The sequence below is a fragment of the Lysinibacillus sp. NPDC058147 genome (genome assembly GCF_042884205.1).
Lineage (GTDB): Bacteria > Bacillota > Bacilli > Bacillales_A > Planococcaceae > Lysinibacillus.
On the sequence record NZ_JBHVUJ010000004.1, the window covers coordinates 174588 to 201344 of the forward strand.

The window sequence follows — 26757 nt, forward strand, 5'->3', positions numbered from 1 at the left end:
AATTATTGTTATTCTTTGTGTAAGCATATTCGCTTAAAGACCAATAGTATGGTAAATAGTGGTGTTTATTAAGGAAATATAGACAACTTATCATATGAAGAAAGCGGAAAGATACAGAGAAATCTTCATTATTACAGGGGGAGATAATTGAATTGGCAGTGCGATCGACAATCTATCTGGTAACTTCGAGCGGGGCAGCCATTTAAGCTTGCACCTACCTATATTTACGTAGCCTCCGATGACTCATCCTTCGTTACTGGTCAGGTACTACATATGAATGGGGGTATAATGATGGAAACTTAGGCAATTAAGGGATTTGTGTTCTTTAACGTTTTGTGATAGATTAGTAGATACTAAATTCGAAAGGAGGTAAAAGTGATGGAAACTATATTCGCGAAAGGCTTAGCAGAAAAAGAGGTAAAATCTTACATGCTTGGTGGGAGATTTGCTGTCAAAGGGAGAAGTCTGCCCTTTTTTAAGCAAATTTCATATCGAAAACAGATTCCGGAAGCTTTTGCCTTCTTATTTTAACAATTGTTGTCATTAATTTTTGATTAACTTGTATAAATATAATTACGCATTGTGGCGCCGGTTCTGTCGGCGCTTTTTTACGTTCAATTGTGAAATATAAGAAATCTTTCCCTGCTTGTAGGGTTTTTTCGCACTTTTAAGGCGCCGTTCTTTCGGCGTCTTTTTTGTGTTAAAGGAGTGAAAAGAGATGTGTAACCTTATATGTCCATTTATCTGTTAAGCGTCTTTAGCTTTGCAAAAGAGATGGTCAAAATCTATAAGGAGATTAAATAAATGATACTTCAATTAAATGGAATTAGTAAAAGCTATTTGGGAGATCCAGTTCTGTCAAATATAACGATGAAAATTGAGCGAGGAGATAAAATTGGCCTCATAGGTGTTAATGGGGCTGGTAAATCCACATTATTAAAGATAATTGCGGGAGACCTTCCTTATGATAATGGAGAGCTGTACATCGGAAAAGGCATTAAAATTGGTTATTTGCGTCAAGACAGTGGGTTGAAGCTAGATAATACAATTTGGGCTGAAATGTTAGAAGCGTTACCTGACCTACTTGAGGTTGAAAAAGAACTTCGAGAGCTTGAAAAGAAAATGAGCGAGCCGACGTTCATAGACAATCCTAAAAAAATTGAAAAAATTATGGATCGATATGCAATAAAATCAGAATGGTTTATGCAGCATGGTGGCTATGAAATGGAAGCTAAAATTAACAGTATTCTGAATGGCATGGGCTTTGAAAGTACGTCAAAAAATACCCCTATTCATCAGCTAAGTGGTGGACAAAAGACTCGACTTGCATTAGCGAAAATTTTACTGGAGCAGCCAGATTTACTAATGTTAGATGAGCCGACGAATCATTTGGATTTTACAACATTAAATTGGCTTGAAGCGTATTTACACTCATACCAAGGTTCCATTCTTGTCATTTCGCATGATCGATATTTTTTAGATGCACTTGTAAACGGTATTTATGAGATTGAGCGAACAGAAGTCAGGAAATATGTTGGCAATTACTCTAAGTATGTAGAAGTAAAAGAAAAAAATCGTAACTTGCTCGAAAAAAAATATGTCTTGCAACAGCAAAAAATTTCGAAAATGGAAGACTATATACAACGCAATATTACTATGGCTACTTCTTCTAAAAGTGCAAAAAACAAAAGAAAACAGCTTGAGAGAATAGAACGAATTGAAAAACCTCTAAAAGATTTAAAACATACACAGATGGCATTTTCAATGGAAAAAAACTCTCATAAGGAAGTGTTAAAGGTACGAGATTTATCAGTTTCCTTTACGGTAGAATGCGAGCAACAACCGCTATTAAAAAATATTAATTTTCAGCTACATCGTGGTGATAAGGTTGCATTAATTGGTCCGAATGGTGTTGGAAAATCAACACTAATAAAGACGCTGTTAAAGGAGATTAATCCAGATAGTGGTGTTATCACTTGGGGGAACGGTGTAACGGTAGGTTACTACGATCAAGAGCAATCGAACTTGCACCCAAATAACACGATTTTACATGAAGTCTGGGGTATGTTCCCACACATTGAAGAAGCAAGAGTTCGTACTGTTTTAGGGAATTTTTTATTTACTGGTGAAGATGTCTTTAAAAAGATATCTACCCTCAGTGGGGGTGAGAGGGCACGAGTAGCTTTAACGAAACTCGTATTACAAAAAGCCAACGTGCTTATTATGGATGAGCCAACTAATCACCTTGATTTATTTAGTAAAGAAGTATTAGAACAGGCTCTTTTAAATTTTGAGGGAACACTTTTCTTTATTTCACATGATCGATATTTTCTTAATAAGCTAGCACGCAAAATGGTCGAGCTTTCCCCAATTGGCACGAGTATCTTTAACGGTAATTATGACGATTACATGAAAATGAAATCAAACTAAGGGCCATAAGTATGGAAAGACAAAGGGGACCTCCTATTAAGAAAATATTTGTGATTAATAAAATATAAAAGTGAAAAGAGGAAGAGAATATGACAAACAATCAAATTGCAGTTATTACAGGATCAGGTAGTGGAATTGGTAGAGCAACTAGTATTAAATTTGCTGAAAATGGCTATAAAGTTGTGCTTGTTGATTTTAACGAGAAAACTGGAGAAGAGACCCTAAAATTAATTCAACAAAATGGCGGTGAAGGAATATTCGTTAAAGCGGATGTTTCCAAAGTAGAGGATGTTCAGAATTATGTACAGCAAACGGTAAACACATATGGACGTATAGATGTATTCTTCAATAACGCTGGCATTATTCAAAAATTCGCACCGTTTACAGCGGTAGAATTGGAAGAATACGATCGTCTTATGGATATCAATGTAAAAGGTATTTTTCTTGGCATGAAATATGTCATCCCAGTAATGGAAAAGCAGGGTAAAGGGTCGATTATAAATACTGCTTCATCGGCAGGTATTCGTCCAGAACACAGTATCGCCGTATACTCCGCAAGTAAACATGCAGTAATCGGTTTAACGAAAGGCGTAGCGATCGAGTATGCAAATAAAGGTATTCGTATAAATGCTGTGTGTCCAGGTGGTATCGTTACACCATTATTTCATAGTGTTGGTGAAACACTTGCAAAAACAGGATACGTGCCAGAAGAAATGTCACGTGTACGTATGGGACGCCATGGTGAACCAGAAGAAGTAGCAGAAGCGGTTCTATTCTTAGCTTCAGATAAAGCAAGCTTCATGGCTGGTGCTGTTGTCTCTGTTGATGGTAGTTTGACTGTTTAAATTTAACTTCTTTCAGCAAGTTTTTTATGTAACGTAAGTGAAACGACAGTTACAGAAGTCTCTATGGAACAGCCACACCTTTGATCTTTATTAATGATCAAAGGTGTGGCTTGTTTTATGTAGTGAATGTGAAATTGATTAGAGTAAATTTTTATAAACAATTATCTGGATAATATAATAAAATAGTGTTATCGTAAGAAATAGCTAAATAAAAATATCCTTCAGGGTAGGGTGAAATTCCCAATCGGCGGTGATGAAGTAATTCAAAGTCCGTGAGCGCAAGCTGATTTGGTGCAAATCCAAAACCGACAGTTATAGTCTGGATGGGAGAAGGGTAAAAGTGTGAGCTTTTTAAATTCGCTTGAGTTTATAAGGTTTATTTGAGTATACTTTTTAACTACTTCCCATCGTTTCGTCGGGAAGTAGTTTTTTGTTTTATTTGGCTAAAAAATTGAATAGTAGTAGTTCTTCGGGGTAGGGTGAAATTCCCAATCGGCGGTGATGAAGCAATTCAAAGTCCGTGAGCGCAAGCTGATTTGGTGCAAATCCAAAACCGACAGTGACAGTCTGGATGGGAGAAGAACGATGAGATGACAGCCTATGGAAAAAATTTATATCCATGAGGTTTATTTGTTGACGTCTTATGTATATGAACTCCCAAACCCCTTTAAATTAAGGGGTTTTTTGTTTGAACGAAAATTATTAAATGATTGAAAGTAGGTGAAAAAATGTTTACGGGAATTGTTGAGGATATTGGTACCTTAAAAACCATGCAAAGCGATCGACAAAGTATGAAAATTACCGTTATTTCAAAGAAAATGGTAGAGGATGTAAAGCTCGGGGACAGTATAGCGGTCAATGGTGTTTGTTTAACAGTGATACATTTTAATGAACAAGAGCTAACGATGGATGTAATGCCTGAAACAGTAAGCGCAACAAATTTACAGCAGCTCGCAGTTGGAGATCCGGTAAATTTAGAGCGCGCTATGTCAGCTAATGGGCGTTTCGGTGGTCATTTTGTCTCCGGACATGTAGACGGGGTAGGGAAAATAGTACGCAAGCGGCCATTGGCAAATGCAGTCTATATTGATATTGAATTATCAAAGGAGCTAACGGGCTACTGTATTCCAAAGGGCTCCATCACAATTGATGGAACGAGTCTAACACTCTTTCAGGTCGAGAAAAACGGTGTCACAGTATCCCTGATACCCCACACTTACAAAGAAACGATTTTAGGTAAGAAGAAGATTGGTGATCTCGTCAATGTAGAAACCGATTTAGTTGGTAAATACATTTTGCATCAACTTAAGTATGGACAGGAACCGCCGACCATCACAAGAGACTTCTTAGCACAAAACGGGTTTTAAACAACACTTTAAGAACAGGAGGTGGCGATTTTGCTACATTCAATTGAAGAAGCAATTGAGGATTTAAAACAAGGTAAGATGATTATTGTAGTAGATGACGAGGACCGAGAAAACGAAGGGGACTTACTCGCTCTTGCGGAATTTATGACACCTGAAACGATTAACTTTATGGCGACCTATGGAAGAGGTCTTATATGTACACCGATTTCACAGCAACTTGCACAAAAATTAGCATTAGCGCCTATGGTCAGTATTAATACAGATAATCATCAAACGGCATTTACCGTTAGTGTAGATCATGTAGACACAACAACTGGAATTAGCGCCTTTGAACGGGCAATGACTATACAAAAAATGCTAGAGCCACAAGCAAAAGCTGCGGATTTTCGTAGACCGGGCCATGTATTCCCGTTAATTGCAAAGGACAATGGTGTATTAGAGCGTAGAGGACATACAGAAGCTACAATTGATTTGGCCAAGCTTTGTCATAGTATTCCTGCGGGCATTATTTGTGAAATTATGGGGTACAATGGCAAAATGCTACGCTTTAATGACCTTGTTAAATATGCAGCACAACATCATTTAAAAATGATTTCAATTGAAGCATTGGCAACATATCGTCGTCAACAAATAATAGAAGAAAACACACAGACAATATAAAGGATCATCAATAAAAGTTTGGAATAACATTTGTAAAAAGTACTCTAGTATATAAGTTGATTGGAGTGGAGACTGGGTGACTCCTTGGGGATTAGCGTCACAGATGAGACCATGGAGCGCAAGCGAAGCGGCTCATCGGACGCCCCCAGGAAAGCGCCCAGTCGGAACGGAAATCAACCCCACTTTATGATGATTAGACAAGATAAAAGAGGAGAGATTAAAAATGGTTAAAACATTTGAAGCACAATTAATTGGTACGGATTTAAAAATAGCAGTAATAGTAGGTCGTTTCAACGAATTTATTACAAGTAAATTATTAGACGGAGCATTAGATGGTTTAAAGCGTCATGGTGTGGATGAGGATTCTATTGATGTAGCATGGGTTCCAGGTGCATTTGAAGTGCCATTCATTGCAAAACAGTTAGCTGAAACAAAGAAATATGATGCCATTATTGGATTAGGTACAGTAATCCGTGGCTCAACAACACATTATGATTATGTATGTAATGAATCAGCAAAAGGAATTGCAAATGTGTCATTAACTACAAATGTACCAGTTATTTTTGGCATTGTTACTACTGAAAATATTGAACAAGCGATTGAACGTGCAGGTACTAAATCAGGAAATAAAGGTTATGACGCGGCAATGTCTGCTATTGAAATGGCAAATTTAAAGAAGATGATTAGATAAATCATTCCTAATAATAGAATGGAAATTCCATAGGTAAATTATTCTGAAAAACATTTTGAAATGAATATTTTTTTTAAGCATGGGGAAAATATCCGTAAGTGTATCTATGTTGTTACTCATAAATGTACTAATTTGGAGCTGGCTCAGTAGGAGATGAGGAATATTTCATCAATGGAACAAGAGTTAAATTTGAAATCTTTGAAGTCACTATTTCAACGCTCTGCTGATGTGAAATTCCAAGAGTATTTCTTTCAGCAACATAAAGTACATCTGATAAAATGTGAAGAGATGATTAATGAGCGTTTACTGCAGACCGTTATTGTACAACGAGTTCAATCATTATTTACTGCAACATCGGAGGAAATGTTAGAAGAACATATACAAAACAATTTACGCGTTCCCCATCTTCAGAAAATATCAAGTAAAGATGATGCCATCACAAGAGTTTATAAAGGACATGTTTTAATCTATTTTGAAGATATGAATTTGCTGTATTCAAGTTATATCGCTAATAAACCGAATCGGGAGCCTAAAGAAACAACTCTTGAATTAATTGTCAAAGGTCCGAGAGATGATTTTATTGAGGATGTTTTTATCAATATTGCTTTATTACGAAAACGATTACCTACTAATTCATTAAGTGTTGAGACGTATGAACTTGGTAAACGATCCAGAACAACCGTAGCTGTACTTTATTTTGAAGATGTCGTAAATCAACAGATGCTTGAGAAAATAAAACTACAGCTACAACAAATTGATACGGATATTGTATTTAGTGGAGATTTATTGATGGAAAGAATTGAGCAGGGTGGTAGGATTCTACCTAAACATGATTATACTGGACGCCCTGATTTTGCTGTACAAGCTTTAAGTAGAGGACGCATTATCATCATAGTTGATGGTGTATCATATGCAATCATTACCCCAGCTAATTCAATGTTACTTTTTAAAACTGGTGAGGATAATGAGTATCCGATTATCGTAAGTTCTATGGAGCGTATTCTACGAATTATAGCTATTTTTATCAGTGTACTTTTACCAGGTTTTTGGCTCGCCTTAACAACCCACCATCAAGAGCAATTGCCATTCATCCTATTAGCAACAGTTGTTGAATCAAGAATGGGGCTTCCATTTCCAACTATTCTTGAAATATTAATGATGCTTTTTATGTTTGAATTATTTCGAGAGGCAAATATACATTTACCCAATGTTATTAGTGGTTCAATAAGTGTTGTTGGGGGATTAATAATTGGAGATGCAGCCATTAAATCTGGTGTTACGAGCCCTTCAATGATTGTAGTTATAGCTACTTCAAGTATTGCAGCTTTTACACTGATAAACCAATCTATTGTAACATCAATGAGTATTCTCAGGTTAATCATTATTTTAGCATCTGCTTTTTTAGGGTTATTTGGATTTTTCGTTTCGGTGTTTTTCATACTTCTTTATACTGCAAATTTACGTGTATTAGGTGTTCCATACTTGAGTATGGGAGCAGATTTAGATTGGCAGGACATTAAAAGATCTTTAGTCCGCCTATCTCCTTCAGGCTATCGTAAGCGACCGAAATTTTTAAATACACAGGATGATACAAAGACATCGAGTAGGAAAAAATAAATACTTAGCACGTAGAGATCAGGCTTTTATAGGCCTGATTTTTTTTGTCTTTTTTCACTTGACCTTTTATTTACTTGAAGCTTTACGATAAATATAGAAAACCAATTACATTATATAAGGAGAGAAAAGAAATGAGATCTTATGAAGAATTAATCGTAGAAGTTATAAATGTAAGGGGTAGTTACTATCAAATTGGACTTCAGCAAAGTAAAGAACTACTGTCAACTTCTTATCCAATACAGAATGAATCTTTGGATTTTAAAAATGTCCAAATGGCAAAACAATTATTACAATATCATTCTCCAAGTCTCTTGCAAGAAATGGAAGGATTGGCCGTTGGATTAGCTCAAACACTGGATTCAGTCATTGATATGTATAGTGGCTATAATATTACCTTTCCAGAAATGGGTTGCACATCTTTTGTGCAAAACGGGAATTATATTAGAAACTATGATTTTAGTCCAATATTGTATGATGCAAGACTGGTATTTTCTAATCCAATGAATGGATATGCAAGTGTTGGATTTAGCCAACAAATTATCGGTAGACTTGATGGAATGAATGAGTATGGCTTAGTTGTCGGTCTGCATTTTGTCAACAATGAGTACCATGGTGAGGGCTTTATCGCTTCAACGATTGTCCGAATATTATTGGAGCAATGTAAAAATATTGAAGAAGCACTTAAAATAATTAGGTTAGGGAACTCCCACATGGTTATTGTTACAATTACTCAATGACAGATCAAAGCGGTCAATCTATAGTAGTAGAAGCTTCCCCACAAAAGCAGGAATTAAGAAATGGGAATCCATTAATTTGTACGAACCATTTTCAAGCAACGAGTATGAAAGAGAAAAATAAGAAAAATATTCAGGGGTCCATCAAGCGAAAACATTTTATAAATAATTTATTCGAAAAGAATTTGACTACAATGGATGCTTACCGACATTTTAATAATGGAAATTCTCCGTTATTTTTTAAATACTATCAAGAATACTTTGGCACATTACATACCGTAGTTTATTCGCCAAAGCTTCTAGAAGTTATCGTTGGAATAGGACAGGACGCAGAACCAATAACAATTTCTTTTAAAGATTATTTAGACGAAGCTCTAACGCTTCCTGAAAGATTAAAAGGTTGGATTGATCTAAACAACAAAGATGGAATAGAATAAGCAATATATAATAAGGAGGGGGTATGATAAAATGCTTCTCCTTTTTAGTTTACTTTCTAGAGAAGGATTATTAAACTAATGGTTACGACTAGAAGTTTTGCTCGAAAAATAAAAATTGTTTTAGGATTTTATCAATTCCTGACAGACTTCTCCAACGTCAATAATGGGGAGGAGATAGCCCAAAAAGTAAGCGGCGATAAATGTGGGTTGGTAATAGTCAAAATTCACTTGGGATGATAAGATAAGAACGAATATTTTTATTTAGAGCTGCGAAGAAACCTGAATCGTATGCATTTACCCAAGCCGATTCTGGACTTAATTATGCCGAGACATAATTGAACAACCATAAAAAAGAAGTTTACTATAGTATAATAGAAATATTGGATTGAAACCGTTTCTCTAGTGGAGAGTATGACATGATGTGAACTTCGGCAAAGATTTTTGTATTTGCGAAAGCCAAGCCCAACTAAATTAAGGCATTATTCATGTCTATAGATAAGGAAGTACCAGTTTGTATGAAAACACGAAAAATAAAACTAATTTTAATACTATCAACTCTCTTATTAGTACTGTTTACAAGTTTAAACATCTTTACATCTTATATAAAAATGAAAAAGACAGTAGAAGAGTCAATAGCGAACCAAAGTCTGAAAGCGGCTATTTCTATCGCATCTACTATTGATGTAGAGGCGTACAAACAATTTTTAGATAACCCCGAGGAAAATGAGTATTACTGGCAAATAAGAAGTTACTTAAACGATGCAAGAGTAAAAATAGGTGCTTTATTTGTTTATACATTAGATATTGAAAATCCAAAGGTATCCAAAGCAATGATTATGGGTTTACCAAGTGAAGTTAAAGGCTTTTATATCGGAATGGACTGTACAGTACCCGAGACACAAGTGCAAAAAGCTTATAATGGAGAAACATTTACAACAGATGTATTACAAGATTCTATATATGGCTCCTACTTAACTGTTGGTGCACCGATTAAGGATGAAACAGGGGCGGTCATTGCATACATAGGAATTGATATTAGTGCAGACACATTAAATGACATTAAGGGAAAAGTGATCGAAGACAATCTTTTAGTCTTTATTTTTAATGGTGTACTTATTTTAATCGTGATTGGCTCTGTTTTCTTCTTACAGAGATGGTATCAAAAAGAAGTAGCGAAGGAAGTTGGGGCGACAGAAGATACATATCAATCAGAAATTAAAACTTTAATCACTTCAGTGTCATCTTTAAGACATGATTTCACAAATCATATACAAGTATTGCATGGATTTCTGCAATTAGACAAACCTGATCAGGCCAAACAATATTTATATTCACTATCCAAAGAGGTTCAGGCTATTAGGTCCCTCAAATTAAATATTGATCACCCAGGCTTGTCGATTTTATTACAAACGAAAAAACTAACTGCACAAAATCATAATATTGATATGGATTTTTCAGTATCACAGGATGCATTTAATAAAATTAAAACGACAGATTTAATCAAAATCTTGTCGAATTTAATAGATAATGCGATTGATGCGGCAAATGAATTATCGGATGAGCAACGTAAAATAACAATTTGCTGTAAAGCTGATGACAAGCAATATGAATTTAAGGTTACAAATACTGGACCAAATATTGTAGAAGCAGGGCAAATATTCAAGCAAGGATTTTCTACTAAAAAACCAGAAAATGGTAAAATAAGAGGGCAGGGCCTGTTTATTGTAAATGAAATTGTCAATAAGTACGAAGGTCAAATTTCTATCGATTCAACCGAGCATTTAGAGACAACGGCAATAGTAACCATTCCAATAAAGTAAATTTCTAAACTTCCTACTGAAAATTGTAGGAAGTTTTTTATCTTTATTGATTAAAGTTCGCGACCGGCGCAATAGAGAGTTTTAGCGGCGAAGTAAAGGGGTTTGCCGGCGCAATAGAGAGTTTTAGCGGCGAAGTAAAGGGGTTTGCCGGCGCAATAGAGAGTTTTAGCGGCGAAGTAAAAGAGTTTGCCGGCGCAAGAGGAAGTTTTAGCAGCAAAGTAAAAGGGTTTAAGTAACTCCTTCGCTGCAAAACAACTTTCATATTTACATTTTCTAAGCAAATCATTTCATACATTACTAATAATCAACGTGGTATTCTATTAGGAGGAGATGAAATATTTGGATAAATCAATTCTGGATTTATTGAAAAAGGGTGGATTCATTTTGTATGCAAGGCATGGTGAGGCAACTGTCGGGGTAGATCAGCCAACTTTAAATTTTCAAGATTGTTTTACTCAAAGAAATTTGTCTGAAGTTGGGCGAAGGGGAGCGATGTACTTTGGTCAACTGCTACGATATTTACAAATTCCGATCGGTTCACCAATTGTCGTAAGTCCTTTTTGTCGTACAATTGAAACGGCACAGCTCGCATTTCCTTATTCCTATATCCAAATTGATCCACTTGGATATGAAATTTATAAATTAGGTGGAAATATTCCAATCGTTGAAAAAACAAATATATTATCAAATCTACAATCAGTGCTAGAAAGAAAGCCGCCACAGGGGATGAATCAAGTGATCATTGCTCATAGCTTTCCTGAAGGTATTGGATTAGGGGAAATTTCAAACATGGGCATGGTTATTGTTAAACCTAGGGGTCCCGGAAACGGTTATGAACTAATAAAAAAATTAACCTTAGAAGATTTATCACTTTTAGGTAGTAGCTCAAATTAACTTCTTTCAGTAGAAGCCTCCCACCTCAATAGGTGGTGAGATGAATGCGGGTCTAAATTGCTTTTCAGCGGGTGTCTAAAGCTGAAAGAGGTTAAGCCTCTGACGGATTCCGTACACAATTTTGCTGAGGCATAATAATAAATGGATGGGAGAAAAGTATGGACATAAAAACGGTCTCACAATGCACTTTAGGGGAAACTTTAAAAACTTGGAATAAAGGCTTTGAGGGGTATTTTGTACAAATAGAAATGAATGAAGAGATGTTTTTAAACCGACTTGTTGGAGAAGGACTATCGCCAGAGTTTTCAATTGTCGCATTTGATCATAATAATCCTGTGGGTATTGTATTAAATGGCTTCAGACAAATAAATGGTAAGAAAATCTCATGGAATGGCGGAACAGGTATTTCTCCAGACTATCGTGGTAAAGGTGTTTCTCGTGTTTTAATGGAAGAAACGATCGCCATCTATGAAAGAGAGAATGTGGAAGTTGCAACGCTTGAAGCTATAAAAGAGAATAAAGTAGCAATTGCGTTATATAAGAAGTATGGCTATACAATTACTAATCAATTGCTATTTTTAAGTGGCGAATATGAAGCGAAAGTAGAGGAGCAAGTCGCAATTCATGTGGAAACAATTCGGCCAGAACAGCTTCCGTATTTATCATTTTATCAGGAAGATGTTCCTTGGCAATGTAGCTGGCAAAGTAATAAACATGGTGAAGCTAAAGTTTTTTACAACGAGGATAATGAAGCGCTTGGCTATATGTTATATAAAAAAGTATGGGGTGAGGATGGAGCCATCGACCACATAGTGCTTTATCAATTAGAGCTATTGGAGAATGGCAATGTAGAACATATTCCTCACTTTATCGCAAGCATCACAAATTACAAAGTAAAACTATCCACAGTTAACTTTTTAGCAAGCAATCCAGCGGCGCGCTATTTGATGGAAAATGGGCTAGACGTGAAGACAGAGCAAGTGCAAATGAAAAAGAACATGTTTGCGAGATGAGTAGAGAAAATTAGGAATGGTTAAAATGTCAACGTTAAGCTGAACACCAACGATTAATGGGCAACAACTACTTAATACGGTTTTACTTGAGGGCTAGCTTTAACAGGTTGTCAACATTTAATAATTCCAGTATACTAATCCGATAAAGAATGTAAATAAAGGATGAATTTAAATGACGTTTGAAGAGATATTACCACGCTTAAAAGCGGGAGAAAAAGTAATTCGTAAAGGTTGGGGCGGTGCTGAATTGTATGTGAAGCTTGTTGGACAAAGCGAACATGATGGCGAGGCTTTGAATCCTTATTTTTTAATTAATGTACGTGGTGAGGGCTATACAATGTTCACACCGACAGTTTGTGATTTATTAGCGGAAGATTGGATAATTGTCAATTAATCGAAAGTGCCATCTCAAATGAGGTGGTTTCTTTGTTTTTTGAGGAGAGATATGTATGAAGTATGAAGAATATATGGGCAAGACGGTATTTGTAACGGGGGCTGCTTCAGGTATTGGTCAAGCCCAAGCTATTGCATTTTTAGAAAATGGGGCTAGTGTATTCGGGTTTGATTTAGATGAGCAAGGGTTAGTAAATCTACATCACCAATTTCCTGAACAATTTGCTTTTAAAGTAGGCAGTGTATGCAATAGGAACGATGTAGAGCAAGCATTTGAAGCGGCGATTTCAATATTTAAACAGGTAGACATTTTATTAAATACTGCAGGCGTTTTAGATGGCTTTGCTAAAACGCTTGATACAGATGAAGCTCTTTGGGATAAAATTATGAATACCAATGTAAAAGGTACTTATTTTGTGACAAATACGATTTTACCCCATATGGTTAAACGAAAATCTGGCACAATCGTTAATATGGCATCTATTGCTGGACTTGTTGCAGGCGGTGGAGGTGCGGCATATACAGCGTCTAAACATGCAATTGTTGGTTATACGAAGCAGTTAGACCTAGATTATTGTCGTGCAGGAATACGAGCCAATGCCATAGCACCCGGAGCCATTCAAACTCCTATGAATAAAGCGGATTTTGAAGGTGATGGTGCAATGGCAAAATGGGTCGCCGATGAAACGCCTGCTGGACGCTGGGCTCAACCTAGTGAAGTGGCAAGTTTAACACTATATTTGACTAGTCAATCAGCTGATTATATACACGGTGCAATTATACCGATTGATGGCGGATGGCTTACTAAATAGTATTGTTCAATCGTAAATTCTTCTGCTATAATACGCAAGTAAGCAAATTTTAGCTTGCACTGCGGCACTTCAGATAGGGTGAAAAGCTCTCTTCCTTTGGCCGTAGTTATTACTAAAATAGCGAATATGCTATTTTACAAAGGAGAATAAAATTGCATACATCTATTGTAAAAGATTCAAGCCGTACTTCTGTAACAGAACTTACTAAGACGGCACTTGTTGCAGCTTTATATGTGGCTGTAACTGTTTTATTGTCAGTTATTAGTTTTGGGGCAGTTCAACTACGCTTGTCGGAGATGTTTAACTACCTGGCCCTATACAACAAGCGCTATGTGTTAGCAGTGACTCTAGGAGTAGTACTCGCCAATTTCATGTCACCAACGTGGGTATTAGATGTCCCTATTGGCGGAATTGCGACATTTCTCGTTTTAATTCTTTGCCGCAGAGTAACGAAAAATATAACAAATAATATTATGAAAATGGTTATAACTGCATTGATTTTTGCTATATCAATGTTCACCGTTGCAGGACAATTAACAATTCTCTATGATCTTCCGTTTTGGGCAACTTGGTTTACTGTAGGTATTGGAGAATTGCTATCCATGACTGTTGGAGGTATGACTATTTATTTATTAAATAAAAAAATTGATTTGACGAAATAAATTAAAGTAAAGCGAGTTACCATTAAAAGGTGACTTGCTTTTTTGGTTTTATAAGGGAAACTGCTTGCAATCAGTCTTAGGAGTGCCTGAACATTTATGAAGAGCCATATCCATCTGGCATCTGCTCTTTTTTACCGTCAAAACTGCTCTAGACAAAGCACCAGCATGGAACGGGGGCGTCCAAAATTTATAAGCATCTGCCGCAACTTTTCCTTTTAATTAAGAGTGGTCCTTTTGAGAATAGATGAATATTTACAGTTTGATAATATTTAATTAAATATCAATATGAGAATCAAAAATTAATTATATTTAACATCTTTTTACACCAAACTAGTGGAAAGGCATAGGAAGGTGATGGAATGAAGCAACAGCAATATAGTGCAGGGGATATAGTTTTTATTTTTTATCAACATCCATCTATTGATGATGTAGCAAACATACAGGAAGCGGCAATAGTGAACAATCCGGCTAATCAAAAGGAGCTAGCGCTATTTCTCTTTGAGACGTATTACCCGCTAACAAACGATATGTTAATATTTACATGCGAAATGGATGCCGAGCAAGCTTATCACCAATATTTTCATTGATAGAGGCTGAAAAAAGTAGTTCATTTATCATTTCTGAGATTGTTTTTGCCCTCATATATGAATTGTCTAAATAACAAATAATTTGTATAATCCCAATCTTGGTGGTAACGCTAACAGAGATAGGAATAAAGAAGGGGAGAATACAATATGGACTCATTTCAAGCAAATTGTTGGTCGGAGCATGAAGAGCTTAAGGTTGTTATGCTTTGCGCGCCTTCAAAATTAGATGTAACAGATTTAACAATAGCTGAAAATGTAGGATGGGATGCTACTGTCAATCATGTAAAAGCAATGGAGAATTTCATGGAATTTAAGACAGCGCTAGAAAATGCGGGTGTCCATGTTATCGACTATTCTAAAGAGCTAACAACTGAGCAGAAAACAGTAAGTGAACAGCTTATTAATAGATACTTTGTACGCGATCTTGCCTGTGTTATAGGAAATAGTATTTTTCTTGGAGAGGCAGGTAGTTCGCTAAGGCGCCCAGAGTATCCACATGCACACTCATTATTAAAAAAGTGGTTTCCAGAAAAAAATTTAAAAGTTAAACAACCTTCTACTGCATTGGAATGTGGAGATGTCCTCATTTTAAATAAAGATGCCGTACTTATTAATATAGGAATGAGAACTACATTAGAGGCTGTGGAAAGTATTAAGGATCGTATCTTCCAAGAAGGATTTTCGGAAATTGCGATCATTGATTTGCCAAGACGCTCCGATACACTTCATTTAGATATGAACTGTAATGTTACGAACGCTAATCTGCTAATAGCTAAAAACTTTATGCGTTATTTTCCTGTACATGTGTTCACAGCTCAAACAAATCGTTTTGAAATGACTGAGCAATTTTTAAATCACCATGGCTTTGATGTTTACTGGCTTGAAAAATATAATACAATCCCTGATATCAATTTTATCAATCTTAATCCCGAAACACTGTTGATTAGTAAGCAAGCATCAAAGCAGCAATGGACGAAGCATCCACTGTTGCAAAAAAAGAATTTGATTGAAATTGATGTCTCAGAGCTTGAAAAAGGCGGTGGTGGCATTCGTTGCATGACATTACCATTGTTAAGAAAGTAGCAAAGGCAGGAGGATTGATCAAAATGACATCTAAAACAAGTAAAGGGAGGTTGTCTTGGTGGCAGCTTTCACTTCTGGGTATAGGTTGTACACTAGGAACAGGATTTTTTCTTGGGACAAGTATGGCCATTCATAAAAGTGGTCCTGCTGTCGTGATTCCTTTTTTGTTAGCGGCGATTGCTACATACATTGTCTATGATGCTCTTGTTAAGATGTCAGTTGACAATCCAGATAAGGGTTCATTCCGTACTTATGCAAAGCAAGCTTTTGGCAATTGGGCAGGATTTAGTAATGGCTGGATTTACTTAATTTCTGAGATGCTCATTATGGGTAGTCAATTGACGGCGCTTGGTATTTTCACAAAACTGTGGTTTCCAACGCTTCCATTATGGGTTGCTGCGTCTATTTATGCTGCACTTGGATTAGCCGTTATTCTTACGGGTATGAAGGGCTTTGAAAAATTTCAAAATATTTTTGGTGCGTTAAAGGCAGCGGCGGTTGTGATGTTTATTATAGTAGCAGTTGTCTTAATAATAAAAGGGTTTAATTCGGAATCAACTACACTTGAGGCATTGCATGCGAATTATGAAGAATTTTTCTCACAAGGTGTGAAAGGGCTATGGCTTGGGCTGCTATATGCCTTTTATGCATTTGGTGGAATTGAGGTAATGGGATTAATGGTCATTGATTTAAAAAATCCTAAAGAAGCACCGAAAGCTGGAAAAGTGATGCTTATTGCTATAACTATCATTTTTTTAATGGCTATTATGCTTGCCTTGGCGCTTGTTTCTTGGAAGGACTTTAATATTGAGGAAAGCCCATTTATTACAGCGCTTAACGGTTATCATATACCTTTTTTTGCAGACATTTTTAATGGCGTGTTAATTATTGCAGGCTTTTCAACAATGGTGGCTTCTTTATATGCGGTTATAACGATTCTCATTACACTGGCAGAGGATCACGATGCCCCAGCTTCTCTAGCGAAAAAAGGGAAAATGAAGATTCCATTTCCTGCATTTATTTTTTTAGCTAGTGGTTTAATCGTCACTATTGTTGTAGGCTTTCTTATGCCAGAAAAGATTTTTGAATATTTGGTTACTGCTGCAGGCTTAATGCTAATTTATAACTGGCTCTTTATATTAGTAACATATAGGAAGCTAATGGAGCTGTCGAAGTGGGAGCATGTGAAGAATGGTATCGGTATGTTACTCATAGTGGTGACGGTGTCTGGGACGTTAGGGGAAAAAACAAGCAGACTCGGTTTTTTCGTGAGCCTGCTTTTTATCATCATCATAGGAATTGCGACTTGGATTGTTATGAAAAGGCAAAAACAAGGTAAATATGTTTAACTTCTTTTAGCGGGTGCCCAAACATCTGTACCTGTCGCTATGCTTTCGGTGCAAAAAACATTTGTTGGCACAAAGCCTCTGGCGGATGTCACGGAATTATGCCGAGGCATAATTGATTAATGCTCTTTGTTCTGCAGAGAATGTTGCATACGTAAAAAAGGGCATTTCGATGCACTACTATTATCATCACTTAAAAAATACTGCTTCCATTCATAACTACCTTCTTGCCCATACCATTTTAAATCAGTATGAGCTGGAATAGCGTCGTATTCGTTAATGCGTTGACGAATAAGTTTCTTTAATTTTCGACCAAAGACAGTAGAGTCGTTCATTTCTTCAAATATCCAACGGGGCTGAAATGCCATTAATAAAGTGGAGAAATTACGACTCTTACGCAATTGATGTGCGGGCGTTGCACAAGACACAAAATAAGGTTCACCGTTAAAACAAAATTCCCATTCATGATGCGACGGATCCGTTGGAATTCCCTTTGGCCAATCGATATCATCAAATTTAGTTAAATTGTTTAAAACTGACCAAAATAAATTTCTGTAATCTTCAACATCGAAATTTTTATGCATATCATTAGGTGTTTCGAAGAAAATGGTATGAGTTGTGTATTTTCCGAATGTTTGCGCGTTCTTATTGTATTCCTTTAAGCATAGTGATAACTTCTTTATCGATTGATCCTCTCGTGGATCTCCGATAAAACTATAGCGAAGCTCGTTCGATAAAAAACCTTTTCTAGCTGGAATACAGGGAAACGTATTTTCTTCATCTGCAACCATGGCAGCGAAGTCGGTATATGCTGACTGTTGCCATAATGGAAGTGTTTCAAAATGTTCTTCTATCCACTTCTTGTCTAAAACTGCTACTTCCACTTATGTCTCCTCCTTCTATACATCCTTAGACTATTAAAGAAAGAGCAAAAATGTGACGATGTAACTGTGCTAACGTTTTCTAAATGACAGAAGTTAGGAAAATAGCAAATAGTTCCGCTTTTTAAGAAAAATCGATTAATTTTATGATTTTGGATTAAAGACCTTTTCGTCAAGAATGATTAATGCATTATGAATGTCCTCTAAGTCTTTTTTAGATGCATGTTGAATAAGCTTTTGAAAGCGCTCCTCTATACAGGAAAATGCTTCCTCCATTACTTTTTCTCCAACTTCTGTAAGGCAAACGTAGTGCTTTCTACGATCATCGGTATCGCTAATTTTTTCAATAAACTTTCTTTCCTGTAATTTTCGTAATTCACGGCTCGTATTAGGTAGGGACATATGCTGACAATCACTAATTTCAGTAGGCGTAACTGGTTGGCTTACTTTTATATATTCTAAAATTTTATATTGTACAGGTGTAATATTATCGATTTTAACGTTTTGAGTTAGTTCATGCGTAACTTGATGTACCGCTGTTGTAAATGCTACAAACTGATTAAATAATTCTTTTTTGTCCAAACGAGATCACCTCTTATTGACAAGATAACAAAAAACTTATCTTAAAACAATTATCATTTGACAACTAAAAGTAGAGCGTTTATTATTTTGTTATCAAATGATAAGTAATGGAGGATGCATGATGAACACATTAATTATTTATACATATCCCAATCATAAAAGTTTGAATTATGCTTTTTTACAGGAGGTTATGAAGGGCTGTAATGACAATCCATTCATACAGGAGATTCAAGTATTAGATTTATACGAGGAACACTTTGATCCACTTTTAGTATTTCATGAACATAAACGCCGTCGTGATATGTTTCGTGATCCAAAGCTTGAGAAATATCGAGAGCAAATTAGGCGGGCTGATAAAATCGTTTTTGTTTATCCGATATGGTGGGGAAGACCACCAGCAATGCTTCTAGGGTATTTTGATCAATTGTTTGCGGCCAATTTTGCTTATAAAGATAAAAAGGGACTTTTTCCTGAGGGGCTTCTAAAAGGAAAATCAGTGGTGTGTATTTCGACAATGAAGGGGCCAACAAAATATCCACTATTATGGCTAAACAATGCTCATAAAATATTAATGAAAAGAGCGTTATTTAATTTTGTTGGCATTAAACAAGTGAAGTTTTTTGAATTTGGTAATATGGAAAGTAAGAAGGGTGGGCATAGCAGAAAACTCGAAAAAATTTATCAATATTTTAGAAAAGTAGCTTACTAGGTCATCAGTTAAATAGACTCGTGCAGACGAAAATTGAATCTCCTATGAGTTTGCACGAGTCTGATTTATTTCTAGTGGCAGCGTTACAAAAAATGTTGTAAATTCAGCAAGCTTGCTTTCAACAGTAATGGTTCCGTTATGCATATCGATGATTTTTTTTACGATAGATAGCCCTAAACCACTTCCGCCATTCTCAGCTGTCCTTGATAGGTCAGCCTTATAAAATCGTTCGAATACATGATTTTGTTGTTCCGGCGTTAAACCCATACCATTATCATGAATGGCAATAGTGATTGTGTCCATTTTCTTCAGCATAGATATTGTAATGGTGCCAGCAGCTGGCGTGAATTTAATGCTGTTGCTTAGTAAATTCATCCATACTTGATTCATTAAATCTTCATCAGCCATTACTGAAATGTTTTCTAATTGCATATCCATGTCGATATTTTTAGCTAGCCAATTTGGTTCAAGCGTTAGTACGACATTGCGCAATTGCTTATCAAGTCGGTATTGCCTCGGCTCGAAGGGGTGATGTTGAGATTCTAATGACGTTAGCTTTAGTAAATTGTCACTAATTTTTGATAGTCGATTACTTTCCATCTCAATGATTGTTAAATAATGCTGTCGCTTATCTTCAGGGAGGTCAATGTTTTTCAATGCTTTAGCAAAGCCATTAATCGATGTTAGAGGTGACTGAATTTCATGAGATACATTCGAAATAAATTCTTGACGCATCCTTTCCATTTCACCTAATTCGACTGCCATATGGTTGATGCCATGTATTAATTGACCAAATTGATCTTCGTCATCTGCTTTAAGATCTAATTTGACAGAAAAATCGCCTTTTGCAATCCGGCTTAATGCATCTACAATCGTATTCCAATAGTTCCGTTGTCTTTTTAGCCCAATTAAAAAGGTGATGATGACTGAGCAAGCAAAGAGCACAAAAACACCAACTACGGTCCATAATTGAAGCCAGAAACCTTTAGGATGTATGCCTAACCATTCATAAAGCCAGGCCGTTATATGGTAGGAAATAAAAGCAAAGACGATGCTAATGATAAGAAGAAGCATTAAAGTTAAAAAAAGCTTAAAATAATTTTTTAGTCTTTTCATGAAACAAGTTCCAAACGATAGCCTAGGCCGCGAATTGTACGAATAGAAAATCCACTTGTCTCCTGAGGGAAACGTTGCCGAAGTCTTTTAATGTGAACATCGACTGTACGTTCATCACCTTCATAGTCGTATCCCCAAATTTCTTCGATTAACTGTTCGCGGGAAAAAGTTTTCCCAGCATAGCTTGCTAATGTAAATAATAGTTCAAATTCCTTTAAACGAAGTGTTAAAGATTCACCGTTATACAAGACTTCATGTGTATTACGATTCAACTTAATATTGCCAGCTTCCACAAGTTGAGATAGGGAAATATGGTATCTTTTAAGTATTGATTTCACACGGACGATCAGCTCAGCTGGCTCAAATGGTTTAACAAGATAATCATCTGTTCCAAGATGAAAACCCTTTACCTTTTGTGAGGTTTCTCCCTTTGCAGTTAGCATTAAGATTGGTAGATGTTCATTAAATGAACGTATTTCTTCGCATAATTCCCAGCCATCCATATTCGGCATCATAATGTCCATAATAATCATATCCACCTTATCAGAATCCAATTTGGACAATGCATCCACACCGTCCATAGCCTCAATTACCTCCAAACCTTCATTTTGTAAAAATACCTTTAACAATTCTCGAATATGCGCATCATCATCTACAATTAATAGTTTTGTCATGGGTAACAAATCCCTTCGCTATTCCTCTTTAATACGTAATTGTTGCATGGCAAACTCTCGATACATGTTATGAGTCTCAAATAGAGTTTCGTGCGTGCCACTGCCTGTAATATGTCCTTTCTCTACAAAAAGTATTTGATCAGCATCCACTACTGTAGATAGGCGGTGTGCAATGACAAGAGTTGTTCTACCTTGCATTAAATTATCTAATGCATTTTGCACATAGATTTCTGATTTACTATCTAGACTAGATGTTGCTTCATCTAGCATTAATATTTGAGGGTCACGCAAAAGTGCTCTAGCGATAGAAATTCGTTGTCGTTGACCGCCAGAAAGCTTAATGCCTCGTTCTCCTACCTCTGTATCAAATTGCTCTGGTAATTCATTAATAAATTGATCGGCATAGGCCATTTTAGCAACCCTTTTAAGCTCTTCATCCTGTACTTCTCTATCAATACCATAGCAAATATTTTCACGAATCGTCCCAGATAGCAGTGCACTTTCCTGAGCAACGTAGCCGATTTGGCTTCTCCAAGAATGTAAGGAGTAAGTGTCGATAGGGGTTTCACCGAGTGTGATACTGCCATTAGTAGGCTGATAGTATCTTTCTAACAGAGAAAATGTTGTAGTTTTTCCTCCGCCACTAGGTCCGACGATGGCCGTAACTTTACCTGGTTCAATGGTAAAATTAATATTCGATAAAATTAGGTCTTCTCCATATGCAAAGTCAACATTTTTTACATAAATCGGTTGATCTACTTTTTCTAATGTGTTTCCTTCGAAAATATTTTCTTCCTTATGCTCAAGTAATGCACTAATTCGCTCTGTAGCACCCATTGCTTTTTGAAGCTGTGTAAAGAACATTGTTAATTGGGTCATCGGCATAATGATTTGGATTAAATATAAAATAAATGCTACCATGTCACCAGCTGTAAGCTCGCCTGAAGAAACTCGTACACCGCCATAACCAATAATAGCTACAAGGACTGACATTAATACAAACGAAATGAGTGGCGAAATAAGGGCATGGATTTTAGACTCTTTTAAGCCGAACTGAAAGAGGTTAGTAATTCCTTTCTTACCGCGCTCATATTCTATATTCTCAGCATTTGAAGCTTTTACTAACCGTGTCTCAGGTAAAACTTGACTGAGTATTGCTGTGAATTTTGCTGTCTCATCTTGCATTCCTTTTGAAATGACAAACATACGTCTTCCTAACAATATTAAAATAATCATAGCAAGCGGAACAGCAATTAGCATGACTAAGGTCATTTTCCAATCTAAAATTAATAGAATGATGACTGATCCAATAATAGATATAACGCCTGATAAACAGTTTGCAAGGTGTTCTGTAATGAGATCCTTAACAACAGCTGTGTCATTCGTAACACGACTTAAAGTTTCACCCGTATCGTTCTCATCATAATAAGGGATTGGTAAATGAAGTAACTTCTTCCAAAGTTGATCTCGTAATCTCGCTACAACATGATGTCCGACGCGATTTAAATAATAAATAGAGAGGCCACTTGCAATTGCCTGCGCGATAAAAGCAACACCTAACAAAATAATTTGCCAATAATCAAGTGATTCTAATGAAAAGCCATCGACTAGTTTTTTTGTAAATAACGGTACGATAAAGCCAACGCCCGTAGTTGCTAAACTCATCATTAATGCAATAATTAAAAGCCATATTGGTGGCTCAGCCTGTTTGACTAAGCGAACAAAACGCCGCCAATCCTTCAGTTTTGTTGTATCTTTTGATGCCTCCTGCAAAGTAAATCCTCCTTCAATTTCATCAACAATAAAATATGAATCTTTTATGTTACTAACTATAACATGTCAATATGAACTGAATATGAAATGAGGTGGGATGATAAGGAAAAAGGTTACTCAAAATTCTGAGTAACCTTCTTGTCTACCAATAGTGTGCTTATCCAAGAGCATGATTTAACAATTATTCATTAAACTATTAACCAGTAAAATTATCCTTATCGAAAGACTTCCCAATAAGTCGATAGATTCTTAATGCTAATTGAATTTGGAGTAATTCTTCATAGCTTTTTAAATCGGTTTTTAATATTTCTTTAATTTTATCAATTCGATAGATCAATGTATTGCGATGAATGAACATCTCTTTAGCTGTTTCACTTATGTTCATCTGATTAATAAAATAATTTTCTAACGTCAGAAGATAGCTCGTATTATGTACCTGATCATATTCAAAGAGTGTACCTATGCTTTCTAGGAAAAAGTCTTTTAATTTTTCTTCAGGAACATTGGAATCCAAAAAATGATAGATCGAGTGATCCGCAAAGTGGGCAACTGCTCCGCGCTCATGAAATCTTTGCATGAGTCGGAGTGCTTCATGTGCTTCAGAGAAGCTTTTATGAAGAAAACGAATGTTTTTATATTCTTTACCTATTCCAATTAAAAATGATGATTGATTTATGTGTTGGGTTAATAACTCTAAAATATTTTCAGCATACCGTTTAGTTTCCACGACAGAAATATCTTGTTTATCGTCATTTTGCGCAACTAAAATAATAATTTGATTGTTTCGGTATAAACATGTGATTTCACCGTTTATCGTATCAGAATGTTCCTGAATTAATTTTACACATTTTTTTGCTAAATTGTCCGATTCGTATTTTCTTGAAATCAAATCTTGATGTTCATCTAATTTGTCAGTGAAGACGGAAATAACGGTGCAATAATACTTATTATTTGGATTCAATCCATGTAGATCGTAAAGAGTTTGAAGCGTTTCACTTGATGTAATTCTACCAGTCAGTAAATCATCAAAAAATTCTTGTTTAATTTTTAATCGGACTTCCTCAATTTCCTTTTGTTTAATCCTTTCTAATGCCACAATCGTAGATGCCTGCTCTAAGACAAAAAAATCAAATTCTGTCAGATCACGAATTGTTTGCCAAATGACGATATAACCGTATATATAATTGGCAACCGCGACAGGAAGAATTCTGCACTTAACTGAGAAATCTTCAAAATTATACATCCTTGTAATAGATTTTTGCATTTCGTTTAAATCTTTTGGAATGGAGTTAATAAAATCTTTGGGAAAAGTTTGACGATGATTGTTTAAATTTACTACATAATCGAGTGGTATTGGATTGTCATCAAGCTCTGTGTAATGCAGTAAATTCCAATCCTTATCTAAAAATATGATCGGATTATTAATCGTTTCCGCTAACTTTGATGAGATTGATTTTATCCCACCACCCTCTAAAGCCACTTTAAATAAGGTATTGTGCATATCTAAAGATTTTCTATTGATTAAGTCGTAACCTCCAGATGCCTTTTCATTAATAATGGAGATGACTTTGGATAATGTGTAATTATAGGGTAGCTCTAATAAAGGCAAACCATATTTGTTTGCTGCATCTATCATGTTTTGAGGGGTCTTTTGAAGATAACGTCTCATTTTAATGACGAGGCCAGAGCAGTTGATTTTTGAAATCTCCTTAATAATTCTATTTTGTAATTCCTCATCATCTTGGAAGATATAACCGGTTGTTAAGAGTAATTCATTTGGTGTTAACCAGTCGAATGCATCAGGATTTTCAATGATATTTACAAGAGATATTTTATTATGAATTCCTTGCTCTCCAGCCACAATTTTTATCCCTTCAATTGCCTTGATTTCTAAGATATCCTTTATTGTCAGCAAATCCAATCCCCCCTTTGCCATAATTCTATCACAAATCATTGTGCATATTGCCTAAAACATATGCATTCTTTTTGGTTTTGCTAAACAATGATAAATTTAACTAAAAGGACTAAAATAATGCTTGTAAGAGAGAGTGTGAAATAATTAACAATCTCGTAGTTCATTTACTTTTAGATGAAATGAACAATAGGTCGGAAAATGGAGGTATGGAATTTGAAAGAAACAACTATTGTCTCAAAATTCTTAGAGGCTGCCGAAGCAGGAGATATCGATACTTTAAATGATTATCTAAAACAAGGTATAGATATTAATTCTCGGAATAAGCAAAAACGAACAGCAATATTAATTGCTGCTATGAATGATCAATTAGAAGCGGTGAAATTTTTGATTATGGAAGGAGCGGATATTGATCTTCAAGATCAAATTTGTCTGAATCCATTTTTATATGGCTGTATTAATGGGAAATTAGAACTTGTGAAAATGATGATCGAAGCAAATGCCGACTTAGAGCGCTTAACGCGTTTTGGTGGTGTTGGCGTGCATCCAGCAAGTGAGAAAGGCTTTGTAGAGGTTGTCCGAGAGCTTGTCACAAAGACTGATATCAATGTCAACCATACGAACATTTGTGGCTGGACACCGTTAATTGAAGCGATTCTTCTCAATGATGGAGAAGAAAAGCAACAAGAAATTGTTCAATTATTAATTGATCACGGTGCAGACACACAATTAGTTGATCAATATGGGGTTACACCTTTAGCTATGGCTAGAGAAAAAGGCTTCACTGAAATTGAAAAAATTCTACTAGAAGCGGGAGCAAAATAGTAGTACTGCTAAGACTTAAAGAGGTGTACAAATGATACACGTTAAATCAGGTGATACCTATTTCGTTCAACAAATAGTTGGCACTTTGTTTAAAGGGAATGTTCACAGTGTTTTTAAGCATGCATTAAACATTCTAAACTTAGAGAATGGTGAGATATTCACACTTACAACAAAAGATATGGACAATGCTCCGATAATCAGTTCCCACCAGGTAGCATGTTACCAAAAATCAAGGCGAGTTTAAGCTTCTTGGAGAATGGTGGCAACAGAGTCATTATTACAAATCCTGAAAGTCTAAAAGAAGCAATCAACAACCAAGCAGGTACTCATATTATTAACTAAAGTAGGAGGAGTTGCTGTATGGATTATATTAAATTAGCAGTTGAAAAAACAAAAGAAGGTATCGATCAAAATATCGGCGGACCATTCGGTGCAACGATTGTTAGAGGGGATGAAATCATCGCAGTTGTAGGAAATACAATGATGCGTGATACAGACCCATCAGCACATGCAGAAATGGTAGCAATTCGTGAGGCATGTAAAAAACTTGGCACGATGGATTTATCGGATTGTGTCATTTATGCAACATGTGAACCATGTCCAATGTGTGTATCTGCCATTATTTGGTCAGGTATAAAAGAAGTACATTATTGCAATACAGCAGAAGATGCGCACGAAAATGGATTCTCTGATCTGCATTTACGAGACTACTTAACGGGTAAAGATAAAAGTGTTCTAAACATGCAAAAAATAGAGTCTAGAGAAGACTGCGACGCATTATTCGCTCATTTTAATGAAAAAATAGCTGAAAATGTGAAGTAGCTTACAATCATTATTAGAGTAGGGATCTCGTTGTTGAGATTCCCTTTTCTAGTTGTATAATTAAATTCAATA

Annotated in this window: 27 protein-coding genes, 2 pseudogenes and 2 riboswitches; of the genes and pseudogenes, 23 read left to right on the top strand and 6 right to left on the bottom strand. The window is 35.9% G+C overall.

Translation table 11 applies throughout. The features are described from left to right. Nucleotides 1-186 precede the first annotated feature (186 nt). The 19 genes and pseudogenes from ACFVT8_RS13555 to ACFVT8_RS13645 all read left to right on the top strand — a co-directional run. A pseudogene (locus ACFVT8_RS13555) lies at nucleotides 187-303 on the top strand (NAD(P)-dependent oxidoreductase); the annotation flags it as partial. A gap of 75 nt (nucleotides 304-378) precedes the next feature. Beyond that, nucleotides 379-531 carry a hypothetical protein gene (locus ACFVT8_RS13560; RefSeq protein ID WP_387080921.1) on the top strand — a complete coding sequence of 51 codons (153 nt, stop codon included), beginning with the start codon at nucleotides 379-381 and terminating at the stop codon, nucleotides 529-531. Between the two features lie 273 nt (nucleotides 532-804). Then, nucleotides 805-2430 carry a ribosomal protection-like ABC-F family protein gene (abc-f, locus tag ACFVT8_RS13565; RefSeq protein ID WP_387080923.1) on the top strand — a complete coding sequence of 542 codons (1626 nt, stop codon included), beginning with the start codon at nucleotides 805-807 and terminating at the stop codon, nucleotides 2428-2430. An 89-nt stretch (nucleotides 2431-2519) separates the two neighbouring features. Beyond that, on the top strand, nucleotides 2520-3275 hold the full coding sequence (locus tag ACFVT8_RS13570) for an SDR family NAD(P)-dependent oxidoreductase (protein ID WP_387080924.1): 756 nt from the start codon (nucleotides 2520-2522) through the stop codon (nucleotides 3273-3275). A gap of 213 nt (nucleotides 3276-3488) precedes the next feature. After that, nucleotides 3489-3614: riboswitch (FMN riboswitch) on the top strand. A 122-nt stretch (nucleotides 3615-3736) separates the two neighbouring features. Beyond that, nucleotides 3737-3862, top strand: a riboswitch (FMN riboswitch). A 141-nt stretch (nucleotides 3863-4003) separates the two neighbouring features. Continuing rightward, nucleotides 4004-4642, top strand: coding sequence for a riboflavin synthase (ribE, locus tag ACFVT8_RS13575; protein WP_387080926.1), 639 nt, complete (start codon nucleotides 4004-4006; stop codon nucleotides 4640-4642). 30 nt (nucleotides 4643-4672) lie between these two features. Then, a pseudogene (gene ribB, locus ACFVT8_RS13580) lies at nucleotides 4673-5266 on the top strand (3,4-dihydroxy-2-butanone-4-phosphate synthase); the annotation flags it as partial. A 259-nt stretch (nucleotides 5267-5525) separates the two neighbouring features. Then, nucleotides 5526-5993, top strand: a complete 468-nt coding sequence (gene ribH, locus ACFVT8_RS13585; RefSeq protein WP_387080927.1) for a 6,7-dimethyl-8-ribityllumazine synthase — start codon at nucleotides 5526-5528, stop codon at nucleotides 5991-5993. Between the two features lie 171 nt (nucleotides 5994-6164). After that, a complete protein-coding gene (locus ACFVT8_RS13590; protein WP_387080929.1) occupies nucleotides 6165-7610 on the top strand; it encodes a spore germination protein in 1446 nt (481 codons plus the stop codon). Between the two features lie 131 nt (nucleotides 7611-7741). Next, complete coding sequence (locus ACFVT8_RS13595; RefSeq protein ID WP_387080930.1) at nucleotides 7742-8347, top strand: C45 family autoproteolytic acyltransferase/hydrolase; 606 nt, start codon at nucleotides 7742-7744, stop codon at nucleotides 8345-8347. Continuing rightward, a complete protein-coding gene (locus ACFVT8_RS13600) occupies nucleotides 8344-8781 on the top strand; it encodes a carcinine hydrolase/isopenicillin-N N-acyltransferase family protein (protein ID WP_387080932.1) in 438 nt (145 codons plus the stop codon). The genes ACFVT8_RS13595 and ACFVT8_RS13600 overlap by 4 nt, the downstream gene beginning before the upstream one ends. Before the next feature lie 515 nt (nucleotides 8782-9296). Then, nucleotides 9297-10601, top strand: coding sequence for a sensor histidine kinase (locus tag ACFVT8_RS13605; RefSeq protein WP_387080933.1), 1305 nt, complete (start codon nucleotides 9297-9299; stop codon nucleotides 10599-10601). Between the two features lie 330 nt (nucleotides 10602-10931). Further along, nucleotides 10932-11495: a histidine phosphatase family protein gene (locus tag ACFVT8_RS13610; RefSeq protein WP_387080935.1), complete on the top strand. Its 564-nt coding sequence runs from the start codon at nucleotides 10932-10934 to the stop codon at nucleotides 11493-11495. 158 nt (nucleotides 11496-11653) lie between these two features. Then, on the top strand, nucleotides 11654-12508 hold the full coding sequence (locus tag ACFVT8_RS13615) for a GNAT family N-acetyltransferase (protein WP_387080937.1): 855 nt from the start codon (nucleotides 11654-11656) through the stop codon (nucleotides 12506-12508). Nucleotides 12509-12680: 172 nt separating this feature from the next. Continuing rightward, nucleotides 12681-12902 (top strand): DUF2829 domain-containing protein, encoded by a 222-nt coding sequence (locus ACFVT8_RS13620; RefSeq protein ID WP_049666662.1) that lies wholly within the window; start codon nucleotides 12681-12683, stop codon nucleotides 12900-12902. A gap of 55 nt (nucleotides 12903-12957) precedes the next feature. Beyond that, nucleotides 12958-13713: a 3-oxoacyl-ACP reductase gene (locus ACFVT8_RS13625; RefSeq protein WP_387080938.1), complete on the top strand. Its 756-nt coding sequence runs from the start codon at nucleotides 12958-12960 to the stop codon at nucleotides 13711-13713. 152 nt (nucleotides 13714-13865) lie between these two features. Next, complete coding sequence (locus ACFVT8_RS13630) at nucleotides 13866-14375, top strand: QueT transporter family protein (RefSeq protein ID WP_387080939.1); 510 nt, start codon at nucleotides 13866-13868, stop codon at nucleotides 14373-14375. Between the two features lie 359 nt (nucleotides 14376-14734). Further along, nucleotides 14735-14962 carry a transcriptional regulator SplA domain-containing protein gene (locus ACFVT8_RS13635; RefSeq protein WP_387080940.1) on the top strand — a complete coding sequence of 76 codons (228 nt, stop codon included), beginning with the start codon at nucleotides 14735-14737 and terminating at the stop codon, nucleotides 14960-14962. Nucleotides 14963-15109: 147 nt separating this feature from the next. Beyond that, nucleotides 15110-16045: an arginine deiminase family protein gene (locus ACFVT8_RS13640; protein ID WP_387080941.1), complete on the top strand. Its 936-nt coding sequence runs from the start codon at nucleotides 15110-15112 to the stop codon at nucleotides 16043-16045. A gap of 23 nt (nucleotides 16046-16068) precedes the next feature. Beyond that, a complete protein-coding gene (locus tag ACFVT8_RS13645; RefSeq protein WP_387080943.1) occupies nucleotides 16069-17394 on the top strand; it encodes an amino acid permease in 1326 nt (441 codons plus the stop codon). 116 nt (nucleotides 17395-17510) lie between these two features. On the opposite strand, the gene ACFVT8_RS13650 is transcribed toward ACFVT8_RS13645, so the two are convergent. Both ACFVT8_RS13650 and ACFVT8_RS13655 read right to left on the bottom strand, forming a co-directional pair. Next, the gene (locus ACFVT8_RS13650) at nucleotides 17511-18275 is read right to left on the bottom strand and encodes a YqcI/YcgG family protein (protein WP_387080945.1); all 765 of its coding nucleotides are present in this window, start codon (nucleotides 18273-18275) and stop codon (nucleotides 17511-17513) included. Between the two features lie 141 nt (nucleotides 18276-18416). Next, complete coding sequence (locus ACFVT8_RS13655; protein WP_387080946.1) at nucleotides 18417-18854, bottom strand: MarR family winged helix-turn-helix transcriptional regulator; 438 nt, start codon at nucleotides 18852-18854, stop codon at nucleotides 18417-18419. Between the two features lie 121 nt (nucleotides 18855-18975). Here ACFVT8_RS13655 and ACFVT8_RS13660 point away from each other — a divergent pair, with 121 nt between their 5' ends. Continuing rightward, nucleotides 18976-19563, top strand: coding sequence for an NAD(P)H-dependent oxidoreductase (locus ACFVT8_RS13660; protein WP_387081518.1), 588 nt, complete (start codon nucleotides 18976-18978; stop codon nucleotides 19561-19563). Nucleotides 19564-19605: 42 nt separating this feature from the next. Here the strand turns inward: ACFVT8_RS13660 and ACFVT8_RS13665 are convergent, their stop codons facing one another. The 4 genes from ACFVT8_RS13665 to ACFVT8_RS13680 all read right to left on the bottom strand — a co-directional run bounded on the left by ACFVT8_RS13665 (nucleotide 19606) and on the right by ACFVT8_RS13680 (nucleotide 25041). Further along, nucleotides 19606-20679, bottom strand: a complete 1074-nt coding sequence (locus ACFVT8_RS13665) for a HAMP domain-containing sensor histidine kinase (RefSeq protein ID WP_387080948.1) — start codon at nucleotides 20677-20679, stop codon at nucleotides 19606-19608. Next, nucleotides 20676-21353, bottom strand: coding sequence for a response regulator transcription factor (locus ACFVT8_RS13670; protein WP_387080950.1), 678 nt, complete (start codon nucleotides 21351-21353; stop codon nucleotides 20676-20678). Before ACFVT8_RS13670 ends, ACFVT8_RS13665 begins: the two co-directional genes overlap by 4 nt. Before the next feature lie 18 nt (nucleotides 21354-21371). After that, nucleotides 21372-23126 carry an ABC transporter ATP-binding protein gene (locus ACFVT8_RS13675; protein ID WP_387080952.1) on the bottom strand — a complete coding sequence of 585 codons (1755 nt, stop codon included), beginning with the start codon at nucleotides 23124-23126 and terminating at the stop codon, nucleotides 21372-21374. Nucleotides 23127-23322: 196 nt separating this feature from the next. Then, nucleotides 23323-25041: a PucR family transcriptional regulator ligand-binding domain-containing protein gene (locus tag ACFVT8_RS13680; protein WP_387080953.1), complete on the bottom strand. Its 1719-nt coding sequence runs from the start codon at nucleotides 25039-25041 to the stop codon at nucleotides 23323-23325. Between the two features lie 213 nt (nucleotides 25042-25254). On the opposite strand from ACFVT8_RS13680, the gene ACFVT8_RS13685 reads away from it, so the two are divergent. The 3 genes from ACFVT8_RS13685 to ACFVT8_RS13695 all read left to right on the top strand — a co-directional run bounded on the left by ACFVT8_RS13685 (nucleotide 25255) and on the right by ACFVT8_RS13695 (nucleotide 26685). Beyond that, nucleotides 25255-25863, top strand: coding sequence for an ankyrin repeat domain-containing protein (locus ACFVT8_RS13685; RefSeq protein ID WP_387080954.1), 609 nt, complete (start codon nucleotides 25255-25257; stop codon nucleotides 25861-25863). Between the two features lie 31 nt (nucleotides 25864-25894). Next, on the top strand, nucleotides 25895-26107 hold the full coding sequence (locus ACFVT8_RS13690) for a hypothetical protein (RefSeq protein WP_387224278.1): 213 nt from the start codon (nucleotides 25895-25897) through the stop codon (nucleotides 26105-26107). 116 nt (nucleotides 26108-26223) lie between these two features. Beyond that, the gene (locus ACFVT8_RS13695) at nucleotides 26224-26685 is read left to right on the top strand and encodes a nucleoside deaminase (protein ID WP_387080956.1); all 462 of its coding nucleotides are present in this window, start codon (nucleotides 26224-26226) and stop codon (nucleotides 26683-26685) included. Nucleotides 26686-26757 lie beyond the last annotated feature (72 nt).